The organism is Pseudoalteromonas sp. CF6-2 (genome assembly GCF_021729425.1).
GTDB lineage: Bacteria > Pseudomonadota > Gammaproteobacteria > Enterobacterales > Alteromonadaceae > Pseudoalteromonas > Pseudoalteromonas arabiensis.
This window is the reverse complement of sequence record NZ_CP091442.1, coordinates 3,401,613-3,420,605: the sequence shown is the minus strand read 5'-3', so window position 1 is coordinate 3,420,605 and position 18,993 is coordinate 3,401,613. Positions and strand designations below refer to the sequence as shown.

Genomic DNA, 18,993 nt, shown 5'->3' with positions numbered 1-18,993 from the left:
AATTTGTTTGGCCTTATAACTACATCTAATTTAGCTCAACTCACTTCTTACATGTGCCAAATATGCTTGCAAGCTTTCTTGCCAAAGGCCTAGCGCACCGGTGAGGGATTCCTTTAGGGGCTTATTATCGAGTAATTTACGTTCTACTTTTTTTAATTCTAAGCCATAGCGGTTAAAGCCAAGCTGTAAAGCAGTACTTGCTTGGCGGTGCAAGAGCTTTATACATTGCTCTTTATCATCTTCAACGAGTTGCTGGCAGCGAATTAGTTTATTACGAGCTGATAAAACAAATTCATTATAAATAGAGGATACTTCATCTTCATTGAATGAACTAATAAGTGCTGCGGCAGCTGTTTCATCGTAAAGGGTATCTCGAAGCTCGACTGCGATGCTCGCCGCTTGATTTGATTGTGAATCACTAAGCGCTTGGCGCAGCTTTTGCTGTTTAATTGGTTTGCCAACGATGTCTTTGATACCTAGAGCCAAATATTCTTTTATTTCATCAGGGCTGAGGCTTGCAGTAAAAGCAAGCACAGGAGTACGTTGGTTTAGATGGTCCATCGCCTTGAGCCTTTTAAGCACTTCTTGGCCTGTCAGATCCGGTAAATTCATGTCGAGAAGTACGACATCAAAGTGATGCTTTTGCATCAGATCAATAGCGCTATTTCCGTCTTTTGCCAGCTTAATTTTATGCTCGTCATCAGCCATAAATTCAATTGCAATCTTTTGGTTTAAGTCGAGATCTTCCACTAATAGAACATCTAGGCCTGTGACATAATCTTTAGATTGATGGCGTTGTTCTACAAGGCTTAATTCACCAACAGCAAGGTTAATATCAAAGCTAAACGTACTACCTTTTGCCAGCTCACTTTTTATATTTAACTTACTGCCGAGCTTTTCAAGCAAGCGACTAGTAATCGCCAAGCCGAGGCCTGTACCGCCTTTTTCTTTTCCTGCGCTACTTTGTACATAGGGTTCTGTTAGATATGCTATTTCTTCATCTTCAATGCCTGGGCCTGAGTCAATAACACTGATGCGAAGGAGGTTTTCAAACTGACCTTCTTTAAGTAGTTTTACATGAATTTTGACTGAGCCGTGATCTGTAAATTTAATCGCATTACCGACAAGATTGATGATTACTTGTCTGAGCTTTTGTTGATCACAGTAGTAACATGCTTGCTCAGGAAGGTCATAAATAAGTTCAAACTTTAAGTGCTTTTGTTCAGCCAGAGGACTCAGCAATAGACACAAATTATTAAGCCATGTTTTAAGCTCAACATCTTCTTCGTAGAGGGCTTCGTCTCGCTGGTCGAGACTTGCATAATCAAGTACCTTATCGACCAGTAAATTAAGGGATTCAGCTGAGTTAATAATCGCTTCGCAATAAGGTTTATCTCGGGGATCGCTAGATTGGTTCATAATAAGCTGCGCACTGCCTAAAATACCATTCAAAGGAGTGCGAATTTCATGGCTGATAGTCGATAAAAATAATCCTCTAATTTCGAGGTCTTTATGTGCTTTCTCGGTAAGCTGATTTAAATTTTGCTCGCGTCTTTCATTACAAAGTAAAGCCATACCTGTGGCGTAAAACATAGGTGCAATGACACCATTGATAAACAGCGTGATACTAAACCAGTTCTCAGATAATAAATTGGCTGTACTGACATCACCCATCATTAAGGTGCGACCAGTGAATACTGCAAGAATAATTACTAAGATCATAATGTATACAATGCTGCCATTCGGATAGCTTTTCCGACCGTTACGGATAAATAGAGCCAGCAAAAATAATGATTCAATAATGTGCTGTAAATCTGAGACGAGGATTCGGCTACGTAGCTCGGTATTGTCTGTGGCAAGGTAAATCATTGTCAGTGCCAGCACGATAGTTATGCCAATAAAGGCTTTTAAACCAATACATTTCGCGTTAAAAAATTGGCAAATTGCGAGAACGTGAATGATTGATGCGCTAAACATAAATGAGTTAGCGATGGAAATACTCGCGATGTTATTGATATGACCATGCAGTGCAAAGCTCATAACTGAAATAAACATCACCAATGGGTAAAAAATATAAAGTAAGGTGCCTGGAGTATTTTTGTTGGTTCGCCACGTGAGATAACTAAGTAATGTCATCACAGCCATCATGGCTGCGCTTGCATAGTAGAGGGTCGCTGAGTCGAGCATTGTATTTCCGAGGCATTAATTAACAGCTTGAGAATAAAGTCTATTGTTATGTTTAGCAACCAGAAACAAAAACAGACGCAATGTGCGTCTGTTTTTTAGAGAATAAATCTTAACGAATTTCGTCAGGAATATTTTGCTGTGCCCAAGATAAAAGCTCAATACGGTTACGGCATTTAGTTTTTCTAAATGCACTGTATAGATGAGTTTTCACCGTGTGCGGACTAATACTTAAGTCCTCAGCAATCTCTTTGTTTTTAGAACCTTTGCTCATTAGCGAAATGATCGCTTTTTCGCGTTTAGTTAGTTTAACAGGTTCAATATCACCATCAGTCAATTTATGTAATGCATCTTTGTTGAACTGCAACATGCGATTTAATGCGTTACACATTATTTCACGGCGATACCAAAGTTGGTCTTCTAACAATAGACGAATGCCTTTCATTAACACGTCGGCATTATCTGTTGTGTAGAACACACCACGAATACCCGTTAATAAAGCGCGATTCGCAAGTTCTGGGTTTTCATCAAGATTAAACAATACAATGTCGCATTTAATACGAAGATTCACCAGTTGCTCTTTAAGTTTTCCCCACGCGTCGGTGCTTGATGTTTCAATGAATAACAAGCGTGTACCTTCCGGAACTTCAGAAATATCAGTACCAGATGTAACCGCAAGGCCTTGAGTCTTCAATAAAGGTTCTAAGACATTAATGCCAATTGTGTTAACCGGTTCCGAATCTAATAGTAAAAAGGCTGAACTACTCATATTTATACACTCTTGAATAAAGTTGACTCTTGCATCCTACCACGCCATCCACCCCTTTCGTATTAGAAATTTCTGAGTCTTGCGCAGGAAAAGTACAGTTTGTGTCTATTTTGTTTCAAAAAATACCGTTAGTTAACCTTAATATTTATGTTAACTAACTGATATCTATTTATAATAGACAGTATTAGTTAGTTTGTATTGTTTTTTACAATTATTAACATTAAAACGTATTAGATTTGTTGTTTCTTCTTATCTTGATAAGGAGGCCAACCCATCTCTTTACCTGCAAGCATGTGTAGGTGGATATGGTACACGGTTTGGCCGCCATGGTCATTGCAATTCATAACAACGCGAAAACCATCATCACTAAAACCAAATTGCTTCGCGAGTTTTGCAGCCACTACATATAGGTGACCAACAAGAGGTGCATGCTCCTGTGTGATGTCATTAATCGTTGCGATAGGCGTTTTTGGAATAATTAAAACGTGAAACGGTGCTTGTGGATTTATATCTTTAAAAGCGAGTGCTAAATCATCTTCATACACGATATCAGAAGGGATTTCGCGGTTAATTATCTTTGTAAAAATAGTCTCTTGGCTCATACTTAGCTCTCTTAATTCGTAGTTAATTGACCGCCCACTAATGACAAACTTTATTTGCAGTGTCAAACTGAAACTGCCGCAAGTTAAACAACCAAGGAGTGATCATGCGTAAGTCAGTATTACTAACTAGTATGTTTGCACTATTTTACAGTGCCAGCAGCCTAGCTGAAACTATCCACTTTCCAGAAGAGTTTGTGCCTTTGCAGGTGGGTGAACGTTTAATAGAACAATCGTTTTTTAGTCGAGTTGACGATGTTGAGCTTGCACCTGGTACTTATCAGTTAAAATTAAAATACACCGATCTTTATGAACAAGGTTATGACGATCATCAAGTTGTTGAATCGGAGCCATTTTGGGTTGAAGTAACGGTTGAAAGCGGCAAAAACTATGATTTAGTGTTTAATCGTGCCAGCAATGCCGTGGCAGCAGAAGTGTTTGCTGAATCACCGCAAGTAAGTTTAAAAGCAAAAGGTAGCGAGCTTGCTATGCCATTATCAACCATAGGCTATCGTACAGCACCAGCACCAGCACCAGCACCTGCTCAAGCCGTGGCGAGGGCGCCTGTTGCTGCATCAAGTCCTCAACCGGCAACGGCAGCCCCTGTTACTTTGCCAGCAAAAGTACCCGGCGGACAGGCGGGCTTGAAAAATATGCCAAACGCAGCGTCCATGCTTGAGTTTTGGTGGCAACAAGCAAGCCCTGAAGAGCGTCGTGCATTTTTAGATAAAGTGACAAAATAAGAATTGGAAAATTAAAAGGCGCTGATTTTCAGCGCCTTTTTTGTGCTTGACTTATTATTTTGCGAATAAGTCGTCAACGGTACCTTGTGCAAGTGGGTGATAACCCGCACGGGCTTTTAAGTACACATCATGCGCCCAGTCTTTTTTACCGTTGTTAATAAGTGCTCTATAAAGTGGCACAATTAACTTACGGCGACCAATACCAGATAAGTGCTTATCAAGTGCAGGGTAGATAGGTTGATAACCATTACCGACTGCTAACATAAACCATGCGAAAGCACGCTCCGCATTAGTTGACTGCGTTAGATTGAACTGGTTATCAAGCTCAGTCATTTTCTCAATGCTTAAATCACGAGGTAGGTTATTTAAAAAGTGTAGCCACTCATGAACAGACCAATCCGCGGTTGGTAAGTCAGCTGCGCTAATCTCACCGTTTAGCCATGTTTCTGTAACTGCGTCGACTTTATCGAATGCATCAGACGTTGGGTTTGGTGCATCACTTGGTAAACCAGGCTCAAAAATCCACTCATTTACTTTATCCATGCTGACAATGCCTGGATATTTTTCGATTAAGTTGGCTTTTAAGTAAGTAACAAACTGAGCTGTTGTTAAAGACTTAAATGAAAACTCATCGAAGTAAGCTTTTACAAATGGATCGAACTTATCACGACCAAACTTGTTTTCTAGGTAGATTAAGAAAAGCTGGCCTTTGGTGTAAGGTACTGAGCTAAATGCGTCGTCAGGATCACGGCCATTAAGTTTTAAGTTAAGGCGTGTATCTGGTGCCGGTAACGTTTTAATGAGCTTACGCAAGCCAGCGGCATCAAGCGCTTGTTCCATCACAGCACGGTCACGACCAAATACTTCTTCCATGATGCGGTTTTCAACATAAGACGTGAAGCCTTCGTTTAACCATAAATCTTCCCACGTAGCATTCGTCACTAAGTTACCCGACCAAGAGTGAGCAAGCTCGTGAGCAATTAGATTTACTAAGCTTTTATCGCCAGCAACAACAGTTGGAGTGATGAAGGATAAACGCGGGTTTTCCATGCCACCAAATGGGAAGCTTGGTGGTAGCATTAATAAGTCATAGCGCCCCCATGCATATTCGCCATACATCGCGTTCGTTTTATCAATCATCGCTTGCGTGTCGTTAAACTCAGCCACAGATGCATCTAAAATGGTTGGCTCAGCAAAAATACCGGTTTGCTTAGACATGGCTTTAAATTCTAGATTACCCGCACCAATTGCGATTAAGTATGGCGAGATGGGTTGTGGCATATTGAATAAATAGTCACCATCTTTATAGAGCGCATCTTTGTTGTCTGCACTCATTACCGCACGAATATCTTTTGGTGTGTGAATACGAGCAGAGTACGTCACGCGCATTGCTGGCGTATCTTGTACTGGGATCCAACTACGAGCGTGAATTGCTTGTGATTGGCTGTACATAAAGGGGTGTGACTTACTGGCTGTTTGCTCTGGTGTTAACCACTGTAAACCTGAAGCTTCTGGACGGCTGTTGTAGTAAATACGCGCTTTAACCGCTTGGCTTTTAAATTTAATTGTTAATTTTGAGCCCTTTACGTCATCACGTGCAGCAAGGGTAAAGTCAGCGTTGTGCCAGCTGCCTTTGTCATCTTGATACATGACTTTGTCGATATCTAAATCGCGGGTATCAAGAACAAGCGTTTTGCTGGTTGCATTATGCCAATCTAGCGTATGCTCAACAAAACCTTCTAATTGCTTATCATCAAAATCAACATCTAAATCTAGTAATAGGTGAGTGGTTGTTACGTCATCTAAGTTTGCGTAAGTGTGCTGGCTGATTGCGTCAGCAGTTGCTTGAGAGCAAGCACCGGCCATAGCAAGACTTAAAAGTAATGGTTTAAACTTCATAATAACCCTAGAACGGTAATGAAAAGAGCCTGTTTTATAACATGATTAGTGCAGTGGGTTGAGTGATTTTTACAATCTAATGCGTATTTTGCGACGATAGGTTACACTAATGCGATTAGTTACCGGTAACCTTTGAGGCGTTTTGTGGCTCAGTCCCTGCAATCTTTTCATACCTTTTCTTTGCCAAGCCAATGCCAGCACTTCTATCAAATCGATGATGTGAATCAGCTTATAACTACAGACTTTTCTGTCCCTTTTTGTATTTTAGGCGAAGGCAGTAATACGGTATTTTTATCTGACTACCAAGGCTCAGTGATTCACATGACAACCAAAGGGGTAGCAATTCAAGAACAAAGCGATGCTTTCTTATTGCATGTGGCGGCTGGAGAGAACTGGCATCAATTAGTTGCTATGACTATTGCTAATGGCATGCCTGGGCTTGAAAACCTAGCTCTGATCCCCGGTACTGTGGGAGCCGCGCCTGTGCAAAATATTGGTGCATATGGTGTAGAACTGGAAAAGTTTGTTAGCTATGTTGAATACTTTGATATTGCGACAAAGACGATTAAACGTTTAGCCAAAGACGAGTGCCAATTTAGCTATCGCGACTCTATTTTTAAACATGCACTTAAAAATAAAGCGGTGATCACTCATGTAGGATTACTCTTACCTAAAAAATGGCAGCCAGTACTAAGTTATGGGCCATTGCAAAAACTTACACAACCTTCTCCACAACAAGTGTTTGAGCAAATCATTGCGACTAGAAACAGTAAATTACCTAACCCAAGCGAACTTGCGAATGCGGGCAGTTTTTTCAAAAACCCAGTGATCAGTAATGAGCAGCTAGCATTATTGTTACAACAATACCCAAACTTGCCTCATTATTTTGTCGATTCTGAGCATCATAAAGTTGCGGCAGGCTGGTTGATTGAGCAGGCTGGCTTAAAAGGCTATAAAGTTGCAGGGGTAGAGGTTCATCAGCAGCAAGCATTGGTGTTAGTGAATCACGGTAATAGTAATGGTGATGACTTAATTAAAATGGTGAAACATATTCAGCAGCAGGTCTGGCAAAAATATCAAATTGCTCTGCAACACGAAGTGCGACTGATTAACGCCGAATGTGAATGCCATATTGAATTGGGAGCTTCATCATGAAAGCGCCAGACGGCAATAAACTGGCAATTTTACAGGCTCTGAATACCGGTGGTTTTATTTCTGGTCAGCAATTGGGTGAGCAGCTCGGTATCAGCCGCGCAGCAGTGGGTAAACATATTCACTCTTTGCAGGAAATGGGGCTCGATATTTTCAAGGTCACGGGTAAAGGGTATTGCCTTAATAATAGTGCGGGCTTACTGAACAAAGATAAAATTGGCAAGCATTATAATGAGTTGGGTGGCACCACAGCTAATGTCGAAGTACAGCCAATTATAGATTCTACCAATAGTGAGCTAATGCGTCGCTTACAAAGCGATATTCCACTCACGTCCGGCACCGTACTCGTTGCAGAAATGCAGCAAGCAGGAAGAGGTCGCCGTGGGCGTGTTTGGCAGTCTCCGTTTGGTGCAAATTTATATTTTAGCTATTTTTGGCGTTTGGATGATGGCTTGCAAGCGGCTATGGGTGTATCTATTGCCGTTGGGCTTGCTGTTTACGACACGCTTAAGGCCTTATATCAATTGGATATAGCGCTAAAATGGCCTAATGATATTTACTTAAACCGTGAAAAACTGGCTGGCGTATTAGTTGAGCTTGATGGTCAGCCGCAGGGGCCTTGCCAGCTTGTGATAGGCATAGGTATTAATTTGCATATGCCAGAAAGTGCCAGTCAGCATATCGACCAAGCATGGACAGACTTAAGTCAACATGTTCAGGAACTTGATAAAAATAAGCTGGTGGCTTACTTATGTTTTTATTTAGAAAAACGTTTAGCGCAGTATCAACAAACAGGCTTAAATGATATGTATCTGACGTGGAATCAGTTAAACGCATTTGCAAATGAATACGTTGAGCTTAATACAGGGCATCGGAGTTGGCGTGGTATTTGTGAAGGGATTGACAGCCAAGGTGGCGTTCGTATTCGTCAAGATGGCGAAGTAAAAAGCTATTATGGTGGAGAAATTTCATTGCGTAAGGCTGAGTTATGAAACTGTTAGTTGATGTAGGTAATACCGCAATTAAAGCGGTTTTGTTTGATGGTAACCATTATCAGGCATGCGAACTTAACGCGATACCTTGGTCACAAATACAAGAACTGGTTTATGCGTGTGTGGGTAGCGCAGAGTTACTCAAGCCTTTATTAGCCCAAGCACAACAACATTCCATTCCTAACTTTGAAGCGGTGGTCACTGCTAAGCTTACCACCTTAAGCTGCGCCTATCAGCAGTATCAAAATTTAGGGATCGATCGTTGGTTAGCAGTGATTGCTGCTTTTGTAGAGTATCCTCAGCAAAACTGCATTATTATTGATGCCGGCACAGCTACAACGATTGATGTACTTAACTCTGAAGGTACGCATTTAGGGGGATGGATATTACCAGGTCTTGATTTAATGACGACCTCGTTGACCCAAAACACTAAGCGGGTGTTTGATGATGCACAAATACCTTTTAGTTCTGAATTAGGCTGTAATACACCGAATGGCTTAAAAAATGGTGCGCTGGTGGCCACGATAGGTGCTATTGAACAAGCTAAGCAGCATATAAATGATGCATCAGTTACCTTGTTGTTTGCCGGCGGTTATGGAAAATTGCTAGCTGATTCATTTTCTCACAGTCAATTTGATAGCTTATTGGTTTTTAAGGGCCTTAATTATTGGCGAGAACTGACAGCAAAACCGTAAAAAAGCGGTAATTTGCCTGAATAGTGAGCGTTTAACACATAAAATCACACTTTTTTTAATTTTATTGTTGCATCACAATAAACCTTACCTTAGAATCTCGCCCCGTACTAAAGCAGTGCCGACTTAGCTCAGTTGGTAGAGCAACTGACTTGTAATCAGTAGGTCATCCGTTCAACTCGGATAGTCGGCACCACTTTCCTTTTACCGGAAGTGACTTAGTAAAGAATTTTCGTGGAGGGGTTCCCGAGCGGCCAAAGGGATCAGACTGTAAATCTGACGGCTCAGCCTTCGCTGGTTCGAATCCAGCTCCCTCCACCACTTTATTCTTGACGGTTAGAGGTAGTTTAAGAACAGGTTTCTATGCGGGCATCGTATAATGGCTATTACCTCAGCCTTCCAAGCTGATGATGCGGGTTCGATTCCCGCTGCCCGCTCCAGACTCTGGTGTTGCTGATATAGCTCAGTTGGTAGAGCGCACCCTTGGTAAGGGTGAGGTCGGCAGTTCAAATCTGCCTATCAGCACCAGTATCGAGAACTCATCTTAATTTCTTCCTTTATCTGTCAGAAAAAACTATTTGAAATTTGAAAAAATTAAATTAATCTACCCTCGGTGGATTATTTTCATATGTAATCTAGATACACAAAACTGATAGGTTCCGTCATGGCAAAAGAAAAGTTTGAACGCGTAAAACCGCACGTAAACGTAGGTACAATCGGCCACGTTGACCACGGTAAAACTACCCTAACTGCAGCAATCACTAACGTACTTGCAAAAGTATACGGTGGTGTAGCGAAAGACTTCGCATCAATCGATAACGCTCCAGAAGAGCGTGAGCGTGGTATCACAATCTCAACTTCACACGTTGAGTACGATACACCAACTCGTCACTACGCACACGTAGACTGTCCAGGACACGCCGATTATGTTAAAAACATGATCACAGGTGCTGCTCAAATGGACGGCGCAATCCTAGTAGTTGCTGCGACTGACGGTCCTATGCCACAAACTCGTGAGCACATCCTACTTTCTCGTCAGGTTGGTGTACCTTACATCATCGTATTCATGAACAAATGTGACATGGTTGACGACGAAGAGCTACTTGAGCTAGTTGAGATGGAAGTTCGTGAACTTCTTTCTGAGTACGACTTCCCAGGTGATGACTTACCACTAATCCAAGGTTCTGCGCTTAAAGCGTTAGAAGGCGAAAAAGAGTGGGAAGACAAAATCGTTGAGCTTGCAGAAGCACTAGATTCTTACATCCCAGAGCCAGAGCGTGACATCGATAAGCCATTCATCATGCCTATCGAAGACGTATTCTCAATCCAAGGTCGTGGTACAGTTGTAACTGGCCGTGTTGAAGCTGGTATCATCAACGTGAATGACGAAGTTGAAATCGTAGGTATCAAAGAAACTACGAAGACAACGTGTACAGGTGTTGAGATGTTCCGTAAGCTTCTAGACGAAGGTCGTGCGGGTGAGAACATCGGTGCACTTCTACGTGGTACTAAGCGTGAAGACGTTGAACGTGGTCAAGTACTAGCGAAGCCTGGTTCAATCACTCCACACACGAAGTTCACTTCAGAAGTATACGTACTGTCTAAAGATGAAGGTGGTCGTCACACGCCATTCTTCAAAGGTTACCGTCCACAGTTCTACTTCCGTACAACTGACGTAACAGGTGACGTACAGTTACCAGACGGCGTTGAAATGGTAATGCCTGGTGACAACATCAAGATGACTGTAGAGCTAATCGCTCCAATCGCGATGGACGAAGGTTTACGCTTCGCTATCCGTGAAGGTGGCCGTACAGTTGGTGCTGGTGTTGTAGCTACAATCGTAGAATAATCTACAGATTGCAGTAACACTGTGAAAAAGGTCGCTTAGGCGGCCTTTTTTAATGCCTAACAGAAAGTTTTAGCTACTGCTCGATAAATTTATTGAGCTCATCTCTTAAGTGCGGGTGCTTAAGGTTATTAGTCATAGCATTCGCCACTTTACTATCACCATTGGATTCTAGAATTTGGATGCGCTGTGCCAGAGTCGTCGCTAATTGGGTTTTTCCCAACTGCTTGGCGCGGAAAAACTGCGCCACTAATGCACTTGCTGAAAGATTTTTAACGTACTCATTCGCATCATTTAATAACAGCTTTTGAAAATAGTCGGCTAGTTTAGGTGAAACTGCATCTAAGTGAGATAAATTCTCCAATGCTTGAATGCGTATCTTAGGCTCGTTTGTATACTCACTGATGCTTATCATGGCATCAATGGCCGAGGATTCCTGTGTATCATCCAAGTCTCGTCTCAGCATACCTAAGGTCATTTTGAGTTGTCCATAAGCTGCTAGGCGATCATCGTCGGTATTACTCATGTTTAATAACGCTGTAAATGCATCATTAATCGATTTATTCGCGTAGTTCGGATCGGCTTTTATACGCTGTCGATAATCTTCAGGTAAATGTCGGAACCAATTTACGGAAGGATTTCTTTTCGTTGCTTCTGCGATACGTGCTTTTTCACGCTCTTCGATGACTTGTTTTACTTTTGATTCGATAAGCGAAGGCTCAATCGTGGGCGTTCTATTTTCAAGCTCGTTAATACGTGTCTCTAAGTCAAGAATATAACCATGTAGAGCAACGAGGTTTTCTCTATCTTGTTTGGGAATAATTGAATCATCGATAGTAAAGGGAAGTGAGCTAGGAGCACGTTGCTTATCTACACTGAAATGGTTGTAAACCGTTAGTCCAAGCGCAGTGCTTGCCAAAGCAAGTGCAATATTTCCTTGCCAAGTCGACATATCACATAATCCAAGTTGCTGTGTAATACCAGCAGATTAAAACAGGCAATTAGTATGATCAATCACTTGTACTGATAAAAACAAAAAGCGCAGTGAGTACTGCGCTTTGATTGGTGATTAAAAATTAGTGCGCTTTTGCATACGCTTCAGCTTGTTGCCAAACACGTAGCATATTGCCACTTAGAATCTTTTTAATATCTTTATCGCTGTAGCCTCTATCCATAAGCCCTTGAACAAGGTTAGGGTAGCTTGCTACATCTTTTAAGCCAGTAGGTAGAGAGTCGCCTACACCATCGTAGTCAGAGCCAATACCAACATAATCAATACCAATGAGCTCAACGACATGGTCGATGTGATCTAGCACCTGCTCAAGGCTTGCATAAGGGAATGGGTTTTTAGCACGATAAGCTGCGTCAAAATCTTTGCTTAGCTTAGTACCGTCTTTTTTCTTATCGGCTTTTGCTGATTTTAGTTGGTCATACCAAGAGCCAGCTTGTGCTGTCACAAAGCTTGAACCAAAGTTGATTTGAATAACGCCGCCATTCTTTTTCAGCGCTAATAGCATGTCATCATTCATATTACGCTCAAAGCCAGGCGTATATTTACGAAGTGAAGAGTGTGATGCAATCACAGGGACTTTTGAAATTTCCATTACTTGATAAAATGCATCATCAGAAATATGTGAAACATCTACCAACATACCTATGTTGTTCATTTCTTTAACAAGTTCTTTACCGAATGGGCTCAGGCCTTTCCATTTACGGCGGATATCATAAGATGAGTCAGAAATGTGGTTGCTCTGTGAGTGTGCAAGGGTGATGTAACGTACACCACGATCATAAAAATGCTTAAGGTTTTTCATCTCACCTTCAATCGGCGAGCCGTTTTCCATACCCATTGCAATCGACATTTTGCCTTGTTTAAACTGCGCTTTGATATCGGCGGTTGAATCTGCAATAGCAAACTTATCAGGAGCACGTTGCACAATGGCTTCCATACTATCAATCAGCTGATTAGCAAGTTGGTAGCTTTTCCCTTTGCCTTCAAATTCTAGGTTTGCAGGAATATAAATCGACATAAAAGGAGCGTTTAAACCTCCTTGTACTGCGCGTGGGTAGTCAAAATCGCCGTCATCGGTGGCTTTTGTTACATCAGCCCACTTATTATGAATGCGATAAGGAACATCGATATGGGTGTCGATTAAAATAGTGTCTTTTGCCAGTTTTATGGCTTTGTCTGATGCAGTAGCCTGTTCAGCGTGTGCTTGGCTAATTAAAGCCAGCGAAACGGCGGCAACCAATGAGCTTAGTTTTTTCATTTTTAATGGCTCTTTAAGTTAAAAAGCCATTGTGAAGGGTTACAGTATAACTTACAAGTTTAGTCGTTAAACGACGCTTGATACTCAGGATCAGCTTGCAGAGCAATGAATTCAGCTTTCGATATTATTGTTACCGATTCATGTAACTCAGAAAAAAACACCATCGCTTCACCACTTTTAAGCTGTTGATGAACCTGCGCAACTTTATTTTCAATACTTACCTCTTGCTCACCATAATCGGTGCCTTCACGTAGCACATAGCTTTCAATTAAGTTATATAGCGTGTCTTTATCAATTTGTTCATGAGGGATGATCATAACTGCTCTTTTTTAACGATCTGTGTGAAGTAGCTAGGCACTATGTGCTCTAACCAATAAACAGGCTTAAATGGGTTATTACCACTAATAAAGCCTACGTGTCCGCCTTTATCTGACACCCGCAGAGTAACATAGTCACTGACATCTGTACCATTAGGTACTGCTTTAACTGATAGCATGGGGTCATCTTTAGCATGTACGATTAAAGTCGGTGTCGCGATTGTTTTTAGATAAGGTTTAGCACTGGCTTGTTGATAATAATCTTCTGCCCCTGAAAAGCCATGTAAGGGGGCGGTCAGCATGTCGTCAAACTGCCATAAGTCATTAATCGACTTTAACTTTTCAGGTGTGAGATTTATTTGTTGCTGAATTTGTGGCAACTTTCTTTGCATTGATTTTTTCATGCGATCAAGCAGGTATTTTTGGTATATCTTGCACAAACTTTTACGAATAATTTCACACGAGGCAGACAAGTCAAATGGCGCCGATACTACCGCAGCGCCAGTTAAGTGTGAGGATTGGCCTTGTTCACCTAAGTATTTAGCTAAGACATTGCCACCTAAAGAAAAACCGACGGCAAATAATGGGCGAGAAGGAAATTTGCCTTTCAAATAATTAATAAAAAAGCGCAGGTCTTCAGTTTCACCACTATGATAGGCACGAGCCAATCGATTAACTTCCCGCGAGCAGTTGCGAAAATGCATAAGCACAACCGCAAACCCTTGCTGCTTTAGTTTTTTCATCATGCCCTTGGCATAAAAGCTATTTATATTGCCTTCAAGCCCGTGCAATACGATTGCCAGTGGTGCGTGGTCATTGTGGGGTTGCGCCCATGCAAGCTCTAAGAAATCACCATCTGGAGTGTTAAGTGTCGATAAGTTGTAACGTGTTTTATGAAAAGGGCGAAAAAAGCGCGGCATTATGGTTTGTAAATGGCGATTGCGCATCCACCACGCAGGTTTAAACTCAGGTAACATAGTTGACACTTTAAAGACAAAACAAGCGCCTATTGTAGCAAGTTTTTGCTTTTTTAGAACAGTTTAACGATTTCGGCTTATGCAAATAAAAAGCCCCTAAACAATAAAATTGGATAGGGGCTTTGTGCGTCGTGCTTAATTCTTACTTAGGAACTTCAGCGTCGTGTACTTTTTTAATGAAATACCCGACGTAAAAAAGGCATAAAACGATAACAACTGCCAAAATGCCAAATGACATAAATAAGACTGGGTCGCTAAAAAAATCTCTAAAGAATACGTTCATGGTTGTGCCTCCTAATGTCTATGGGTTAATCATAGGCTGGCTTGGCATAGCCTGACATGATCCAGATCAAGCTATTTTCCTGAAGCTACACAAGGCGATTTAGAAGTTGATTTGGATCAAGTTTACTGAGTCTAAGTTATTAGTACTCGCCTTTATTCGAGCGAGAGCGTTATTTTATTGCTGTGAAATTTTACGGGGTAAGGTAGTGGTGATATGAGTTGGGTTTGCTAATCACCTTTATCTTATATACAACTTTAAATTATCTGCTTTTGGGTTTGATGTAAGTGTGCAAGTATTCACGCTATCAATGAGCATTTGCTGCTGTTGTTTTTCGAGCTTGAGTTCTGCACTGAGTAATTCTTTACGAATTGTGGTGTAGTCAGCAATTTCGCTTTGATTAGCTTTTAGATAGGCGCGAGCCGTGCGTAGAGGTTTTAATACCTGCTGGTCAAACTCACCAATGCATAACTCAAGCTGATTAAGTTGAGATTCGTTTAAAGCAAGCTCAAGAGAATCTAAATAATAAAGCAACAAGCACACATTCACATTTTTGCCTTGCTGGTTTTGATAACCTAACAGCCGTGTTTGCATGCCTTCTTCATCATAAAGTCGACACGCAAACTGCCAAAATGCTTCGCTATTAAGCGGTTTCATCGGCGAAGGCCTGTTCTTTTTCTTCGAGTTCTTCCAGCGCCATCAATAATTCTTCTTCAACGGCATTTAGTTTTGGGGTTAACTCAGCTTGCTTTGCTAGTAACTTTGTTAGCTTCGCTTTATTGTCGTCATTATATAAATCATTGTCGCCGAGCGCAGTTTCAACTTCACTAAGCTCTGTTGCGTACTTATCGAGCTGCTTTTCAAGCGTGTCGATTTGTTTTTTTAATGGCTGCACTGACTTTCTAAACTCAGCTTCTAAGCGCTTTTGTTCCTTGCGGTTTACACTTGAATGAGCTTTTGTTGCATTGTCTTCTGGTGTTTTTGCCGCTTCTTTATTCGCATTGAGTAGCCACTGGTAATAAGCATCAAGGTCGTAGCCAAATTGCGTGACTTCGCCGTTATCAACAAGGTAATACTCATCGGCGGTATTTTTTAGCATATGGCGGTCGTGCGATACGGTAACCATCGCACCTTCAAATCCCTGTAGTGCCATGACAAGAGCATGTCGCATTTCTAAATCTAGGTGGTTGGTAGGCTCATCCAGTAAGAGTAAGTTAGGTTTTTGATATACCAACATAGCCAGCACTAAACGTGCTTTTTCACCCCCCGAAAATGGCGCAACTGGCTCAAGGGCTTTATCACCAATGAAGGCAAAGCCCCCTAAAAAGTCGCGCAGTGATTGCTCTGTTGCTTGCGGATTTAAACGTTGTAAATGCGTAACAGCACTGGCTGTTAAATCAAGAGACTCCAGTTGGTGCTGCGCAAAGTAACCAATATTTAAGCCTTGATGCTGGAACACTTCGCCCGCTTGTGGGTCAAGTTCACCTGCTAGCAGCTTGATAAGTGTAGACTTACCCGCACCATTTCGACCAAGCAGGGCAATACGGCTACCTGGTACTAGGTTTAGCTTAATACTATGTAGAATAGTGATGTCGCCATAGCCCGCTTTGGCTTGGTCGAGTGTCATCAAGGGGTTTGGCAGCGCAGTGGGGTCTGCAAATTCAAAATCGAAAGGGGAGTCGGCATGCGCAGGCGCTAGTTTTTCCATTCGCTCTAAGGCTTTTACGCGGCTTTGTGCTTGTTTTGCTTTACTGGCTTTAGCCTTAAAGCGTGTAATAAACTTTTCTAGATGAGCGATTTGTTCTTGTTGTTTTTCGAACATAGCTTGCTGTTGCAGTAAACGCTCCGCTTTTTGGCGTTCGAATTGCGAGTAGTGGCCTTTGTAAACATTAATTTTTTGCTGATCGATGTGCCAAATTTGATCAACCACCGCGTCTAAGAATTCACGGTCGTGAGAAATCAGTACTAGGGTGCCAGTATAGGCGCGTAAAAAGCGCTCTAACCAGTATACGGCATCGAGATCTAAGTGGTTGGTTGGTTCATCTAACAGCAATAAGTCAGCGTCACGAATAAGCGCTTGAGCCAAGTTTAGACGCATACGCCACCCACCTGAAAAGGCGCTGACAGGGTTGTCTATTTGCTCATTACTAAAACCTAAGCCATGTAGCAGTTCACCTGCTTTGGCTTCGATGCTATAACCTTGAATATGTTCAAGGCCGATATGCGCTTTGGCTTGTGCTGCGCCATCGTCATTTTTTTCAGCTTCTCGGAGTGCGATTCTGAGCGCATAATACTCAGGGTGGCCTTGCAAAACATAATCAAGCGCACTTATTTCCAGTGCCGGTGTTTCTTGTTTAACAGAGGCGATGGACCAATCTTTAGGGATGCTGCATTCACCCGCATCGAGCTGCAACTCAGACTTTAGCAAACTAAACAGTGTTGACTTACCACAACCATTAGCCCCAACAAGACCAACTTTATGTTCAGGGAAAAGTGTGGCGCTGGCTCCTTTAAGGAGTGCTTTACCACCACGAAGTAGTTCGATATCTGAGATTTGGATCATTGAAAAATACTATGCTGAGTCCTAGTTAAGTTGCGTTATCATAACACGGATCCTATAAGGCTTCGCAATCGTATCAAACAGAGAATTATTAGGCTAAAATAGCGGCCTACATGCCACGGGAGATCACTTATGAGACAAAAAAAACGCTTTATTGCTGGTGCGTCCTGCCCAGAATGTGGGGCTATGGATACCATGATGCTTTATAAAGAGCATGATGTCGAAAAAGTGGAGTGTGTACAGTGTGGCCATAAAATGACCCAGCCAGAGAAAGCTGTGCAAGCTTCAACACGTCAATTTGAACAGGTAATTGGGGTATTTAAGCCGGGTGATTAACCCGGCCATTATTGTATGCTTAGTAATGTGGCGGAGGCGGCTCTTGTAACTGTGACATAAGAGAAGGCTGTTGCGCCTCTTTAATTTTTTCTGCGAGCAACTCGGTTTGGCGCTTCATTTTTGCCAATTGCTGTTGGTGCGCTTTAAGCTCATCATTCAATATTTCAATTGTTTCATCTTGAAAGGCGACTTTCGCTTCAAGTTCCATGAGACGATCTTCAATTGTATTCATTCGATTCTCTTAAATTAAAACTTTCAGCGAATCCGCTGGAGCTTTCGGTTAATAACGCTTGGTTGTTATCTGTAAACGCAACATCTAACACCACGGCTGATTTTGGGCGACTGCCTTCACGAGGGAGTACTTGCCACGTTTGTAATTTTTTACCAGAGTCCAGTTGCCATAAATCCACGAGTCGATTCGGTGAACCGGTTGCAATTAAGGTGCCTTGATCATTAAAGCGCACGGCGGTAAAAATTTTCTGACGCGCAATATACGCCAGTTTGCTAACAAGATCACCTGTAGTCAGTTGCCATACATTTGCTTGCTTCATACTATCTGCTGTAAATGCATATCGACCCTGTGGATCAAGCGCAACCTGAGTGACACGAGTCGGGTGATTAAAGCGGTGGATTACTTGCCCTGTGCGAGTATCCCAAAAGTAAGCTACGTAATCATTTGAGCCACTAATTGCATAGTGGCCATTGGGAGATAGATCAACAACGTTGACTTTTTCTTGATGACCGAGGAACTCTATACGCCTTCCGGTTTCTAAGTCGAGGTAAACGACTACACCGTCGGCGCGGCCATATAAAACGCTACGCCCTTGGTTACTTATGGCGATATCTCTAATTGTTGAGGCATGTATTTTATAGTAGCCCGTGTTTTCACCGGTGCTAATGTCCCATACTGCAAATGTGGACTTTTCAGCGGTGACTGCATGGCTATTGTCGTAAGAGATTGCCACTGTATGCACAAGGCTATCTTGAGCTTGTTGTTGAAACCATTGGTATTTTAATACCTGCTGTTGATTATCCCACAGCGCGACCCCATGGTGTATTGATGAGATCAAGCTGTATTTGCCATCATGCGAAAGAGCAGATGCAAACGCACCTTTAGCCGCATGTTCATATCGTTCAGCGGATTGCTCATGTTGCTCAGTGCACGCAACAACTAAGCCAAAGCTTAGTAGATATAAAAAAGTACGAAATATCGACATATTACAGGTATTTCCCCTTAACTCTTAGTGATTGAGAGGTTAGACTAGGGCTCGTTAAAAGCCAAGGTTGTTAGTCTAATCACTAGATTATGCGTTTGCATAAAGTTTAGTTATTAGACAAGCAGCCTACCATAATAGGTCGTTAACCTTTAACTAGTAA

The 18,993-nt window shown here is 42.0% G+C and carries 19 protein-coding genes and 4 tRNA genes; 10 read left to right on the top strand and 13 right to left on the bottom strand.

The window, feature by feature from the left end; genetic code table 11:
- Nucleotides 1-30: 30 nt before the first annotated feature.
- The 3 genes from L3Q70_RS15935 to L3Q70_RS15925 form a co-directional block, all read right to left on the bottom strand.
- A complete protein-coding gene (locus tag L3Q70_RS15935) occupies nt 31-2,187 on the bottom strand; it encodes an ATP-binding protein (RefSeq protein WP_237114581.1) in 2,157 nt (718 codons plus the stop codon).
- 109 nt (nt 2,188-2,296) lie between these two features.
- Nucleotides 2,297-2,953, bottom strand: coding sequence for a response regulator transcription factor (locus tag L3Q70_RS15930; RefSeq protein WP_062567537.1), 657 nt, complete (start codon nt 2,951-2,953; stop codon nt 2,297-2,299).
- A 230-nt stretch (nt 2,954-3,183) separates the two neighbouring features.
- Nucleotides 3,184-3,555 (bottom strand): histidine triad nucleotide-binding protein, encoded by a 372-nt coding sequence (locus tag L3Q70_RS15925; RefSeq protein WP_062567538.1) that lies wholly within the window; start codon nt 3,553-3,555, stop codon nt 3,184-3,186.
- A gap of 104 nt (nt 3,556-3,659) precedes the next feature.
- Here L3Q70_RS15925 and L3Q70_RS15920 point away from each other — a divergent pair, with 104 nt between their 5' ends.
- Nucleotides 3,660-4,295, top strand: coding sequence for a DUF2057 domain-containing protein (locus L3Q70_RS15920; RefSeq protein WP_237114580.1), 636 nt, complete (start codon nt 3,660-3,662; stop codon nt 4,293-4,295).
- A 54-nt stretch (nt 4,296-4,349) separates the two neighbouring features.
- Here L3Q70_RS15920 and L3Q70_RS15915 read toward each other — a convergent pair whose 3' ends face one another.
- On the bottom strand, nt 4,350-6,194 hold the full coding sequence (locus tag L3Q70_RS15915; RefSeq protein WP_237114579.1) for a M1 family metallopeptidase: 1,845 nt from the start codon (nt 6,192-6,194) through the stop codon (nt 4,350-4,352).
- Between the two features lie 144 nt (nt 6,195-6,338).
- Here L3Q70_RS15915 and murB point away from each other — a divergent pair, with 144 nt between their 5' ends.
- The 8 genes from murB (at nt 6,339) to tuf (ending at nt 10,879) form a co-directional block, all read left to right on the top strand.
- Nucleotides 6,339-7,349 carry a UDP-N-acetylmuramate dehydrogenase gene (murB, locus tag L3Q70_RS15910; RefSeq protein ID WP_237114578.1) on the top strand — a complete coding sequence of 337 codons (1,011 nt, stop codon included), beginning with the start codon at nt 6,339-6,341 and terminating at the stop codon, nt 7,347-7,349.
- Nucleotides 7,346-8,338 (top strand): bifunctional biotin--[acetyl-CoA-carboxylase] ligase/biotin operon repressor BirA, encoded by a 993-nt coding sequence (gene birA, locus L3Q70_RS15905; RefSeq protein WP_062567542.1) that lies wholly within the window; start codon nt 7,346-7,348, stop codon nt 8,336-8,338. Before murB ends, birA begins: the two co-directional genes overlap by 4 nt.
- Nucleotides 8,335-9,033: a type III pantothenate kinase gene (locus tag L3Q70_RS15900; protein WP_237114577.1), complete on the top strand. Its 699-nt coding sequence runs from the start codon at nt 8,335-8,337 to the stop codon at nt 9,031-9,033. The genes birA and L3Q70_RS15900 overlap by 4 nt, the downstream gene beginning before the upstream one ends.
- Before the next feature lie 117 nt (nt 9,034-9,150).
- Nucleotides 9,151-9,226, top strand: a tRNA-Thr gene (locus tag L3Q70_RS15895).
- 40 nt (nt 9,227-9,266) lie between these two features.
- Nucleotides 9,267-9,351 (top strand) — tRNA-Tyr (locus tag L3Q70_RS15890).
- 44 nt (nt 9,352-9,395) lie between these two features.
- Nucleotides 9,396-9,470, top strand: a tRNA-Gly gene (locus L3Q70_RS15885).
- A 12-nt stretch (nt 9,471-9,482) separates the two neighbouring features.
- A tRNA-Thr gene (locus L3Q70_RS15880) sits at nt 9,483-9,558 on the top strand.
- Nucleotides 9,559-9,694: 136 nt separating this feature from the next.
- Nucleotides 9,695-10,879: an elongation factor Tu gene (tuf, locus tag L3Q70_RS15875; protein WP_062567544.1), complete on the top strand. Its 1,185-nt coding sequence runs from the start codon at nt 9,695-9,697 to the stop codon at nt 10,877-10,879.
- Nucleotides 10,880-10,952: 73 nt separating this feature from the next.
- Here tuf and L3Q70_RS15870 read toward each other — a convergent pair whose 3' ends face one another.
- From L3Q70_RS15870 to L3Q70_RS15840, 7 genes are all read right to left on the bottom strand, one after another.
- Nucleotides 10,953-11,828, bottom strand: a complete 876-nt coding sequence (locus L3Q70_RS15870) for a hypothetical protein (RefSeq protein ID WP_237114576.1) — start codon at nt 11,826-11,828, stop codon at nt 10,953-10,955.
- Between the two features lie 124 nt (nt 11,829-11,952).
- Complete coding sequence (locus L3Q70_RS15865; RefSeq protein WP_193987976.1) at nt 11,953-13,146, bottom strand: dipeptidase; 1,194 nt, start codon at nt 13,144-13,146, stop codon at nt 11,953-11,955.
- A 59-nt stretch (nt 13,147-13,205) separates the two neighbouring features.
- On the bottom strand, nt 13,206-13,463 hold the full coding sequence (locus L3Q70_RS15860) for a YheU family protein (protein ID WP_062568381.1): 258 nt from the start codon (nt 13,461-13,463) through the stop codon (nt 13,206-13,208).
- Nucleotides 13,460-14,440 carry a hydrolase gene (locus L3Q70_RS15855; RefSeq protein ID WP_062568380.1) on the bottom strand — a complete coding sequence of 327 codons (981 nt, stop codon included), beginning with the start codon at nt 14,438-14,440 and terminating at the stop codon, nt 13,460-13,462. The genes L3Q70_RS15860 and L3Q70_RS15855 overlap by 4 nt, the downstream gene beginning before the upstream one ends.
- Before the next feature lie 142 nt (nt 14,441-14,582).
- Entirely contained in the window at nt 14,583-14,723 is a 141-nt protein-coding gene (locus L3Q70_RS15850; protein WP_074989877.1) for a DUF3149 domain-containing protein, read from the bottom strand.
- Between the two features lie 237 nt (nt 14,724-14,960).
- A complete protein-coding gene (locus tag L3Q70_RS15845) occupies nt 14,961-15,377 on the bottom strand; it encodes a TIGR02444 family protein (protein WP_062568379.1) in 417 nt (138 codons plus the stop codon).
- Nucleotides 15,364-17,283, bottom strand: a complete 1,920-nt coding sequence (locus L3Q70_RS15840; RefSeq protein ID WP_062568378.1) for an ATP-binding cassette domain-containing protein — start codon at nt 17,281-17,283, stop codon at nt 15,364-15,366. Before L3Q70_RS15840 ends, L3Q70_RS15845 begins: the two co-directional genes overlap by 14 nt.
- 129 nt (nt 17,284-17,412) lie before the next feature.
- Between L3Q70_RS15840 and L3Q70_RS15835 the strand changes: the two genes are divergently transcribed.
- Nucleotides 17,413-17,616, top strand: coding sequence for a YheV family putative zinc ribbon protein (locus tag L3Q70_RS15835; protein WP_062568377.1), 204 nt, complete (start codon nt 17,413-17,415; stop codon nt 17,614-17,616).
- Between the two features lie 19 nt (nt 17,617-17,635).
- Here L3Q70_RS15835 and L3Q70_RS15830 read toward each other — a convergent pair whose 3' ends face one another.
- Nucleotides 17,636-17,848, bottom strand: a complete 213-nt coding sequence (locus L3Q70_RS15830) for a SlyX family protein (RefSeq protein WP_062568376.1) — start codon at nt 17,846-17,848, stop codon at nt 17,636-17,638.
- Nucleotides 17,835-18,833, bottom strand: coding sequence for a hypothetical protein (locus tag L3Q70_RS15825; protein WP_062568375.1), 999 nt, complete (start codon nt 18,831-18,833; stop codon nt 17,835-17,837). Before L3Q70_RS15825 ends, L3Q70_RS15830 begins: the two co-directional genes overlap by 14 nt.
- Nucleotides 18,834-18,993 lie beyond the last annotated feature (160 nt).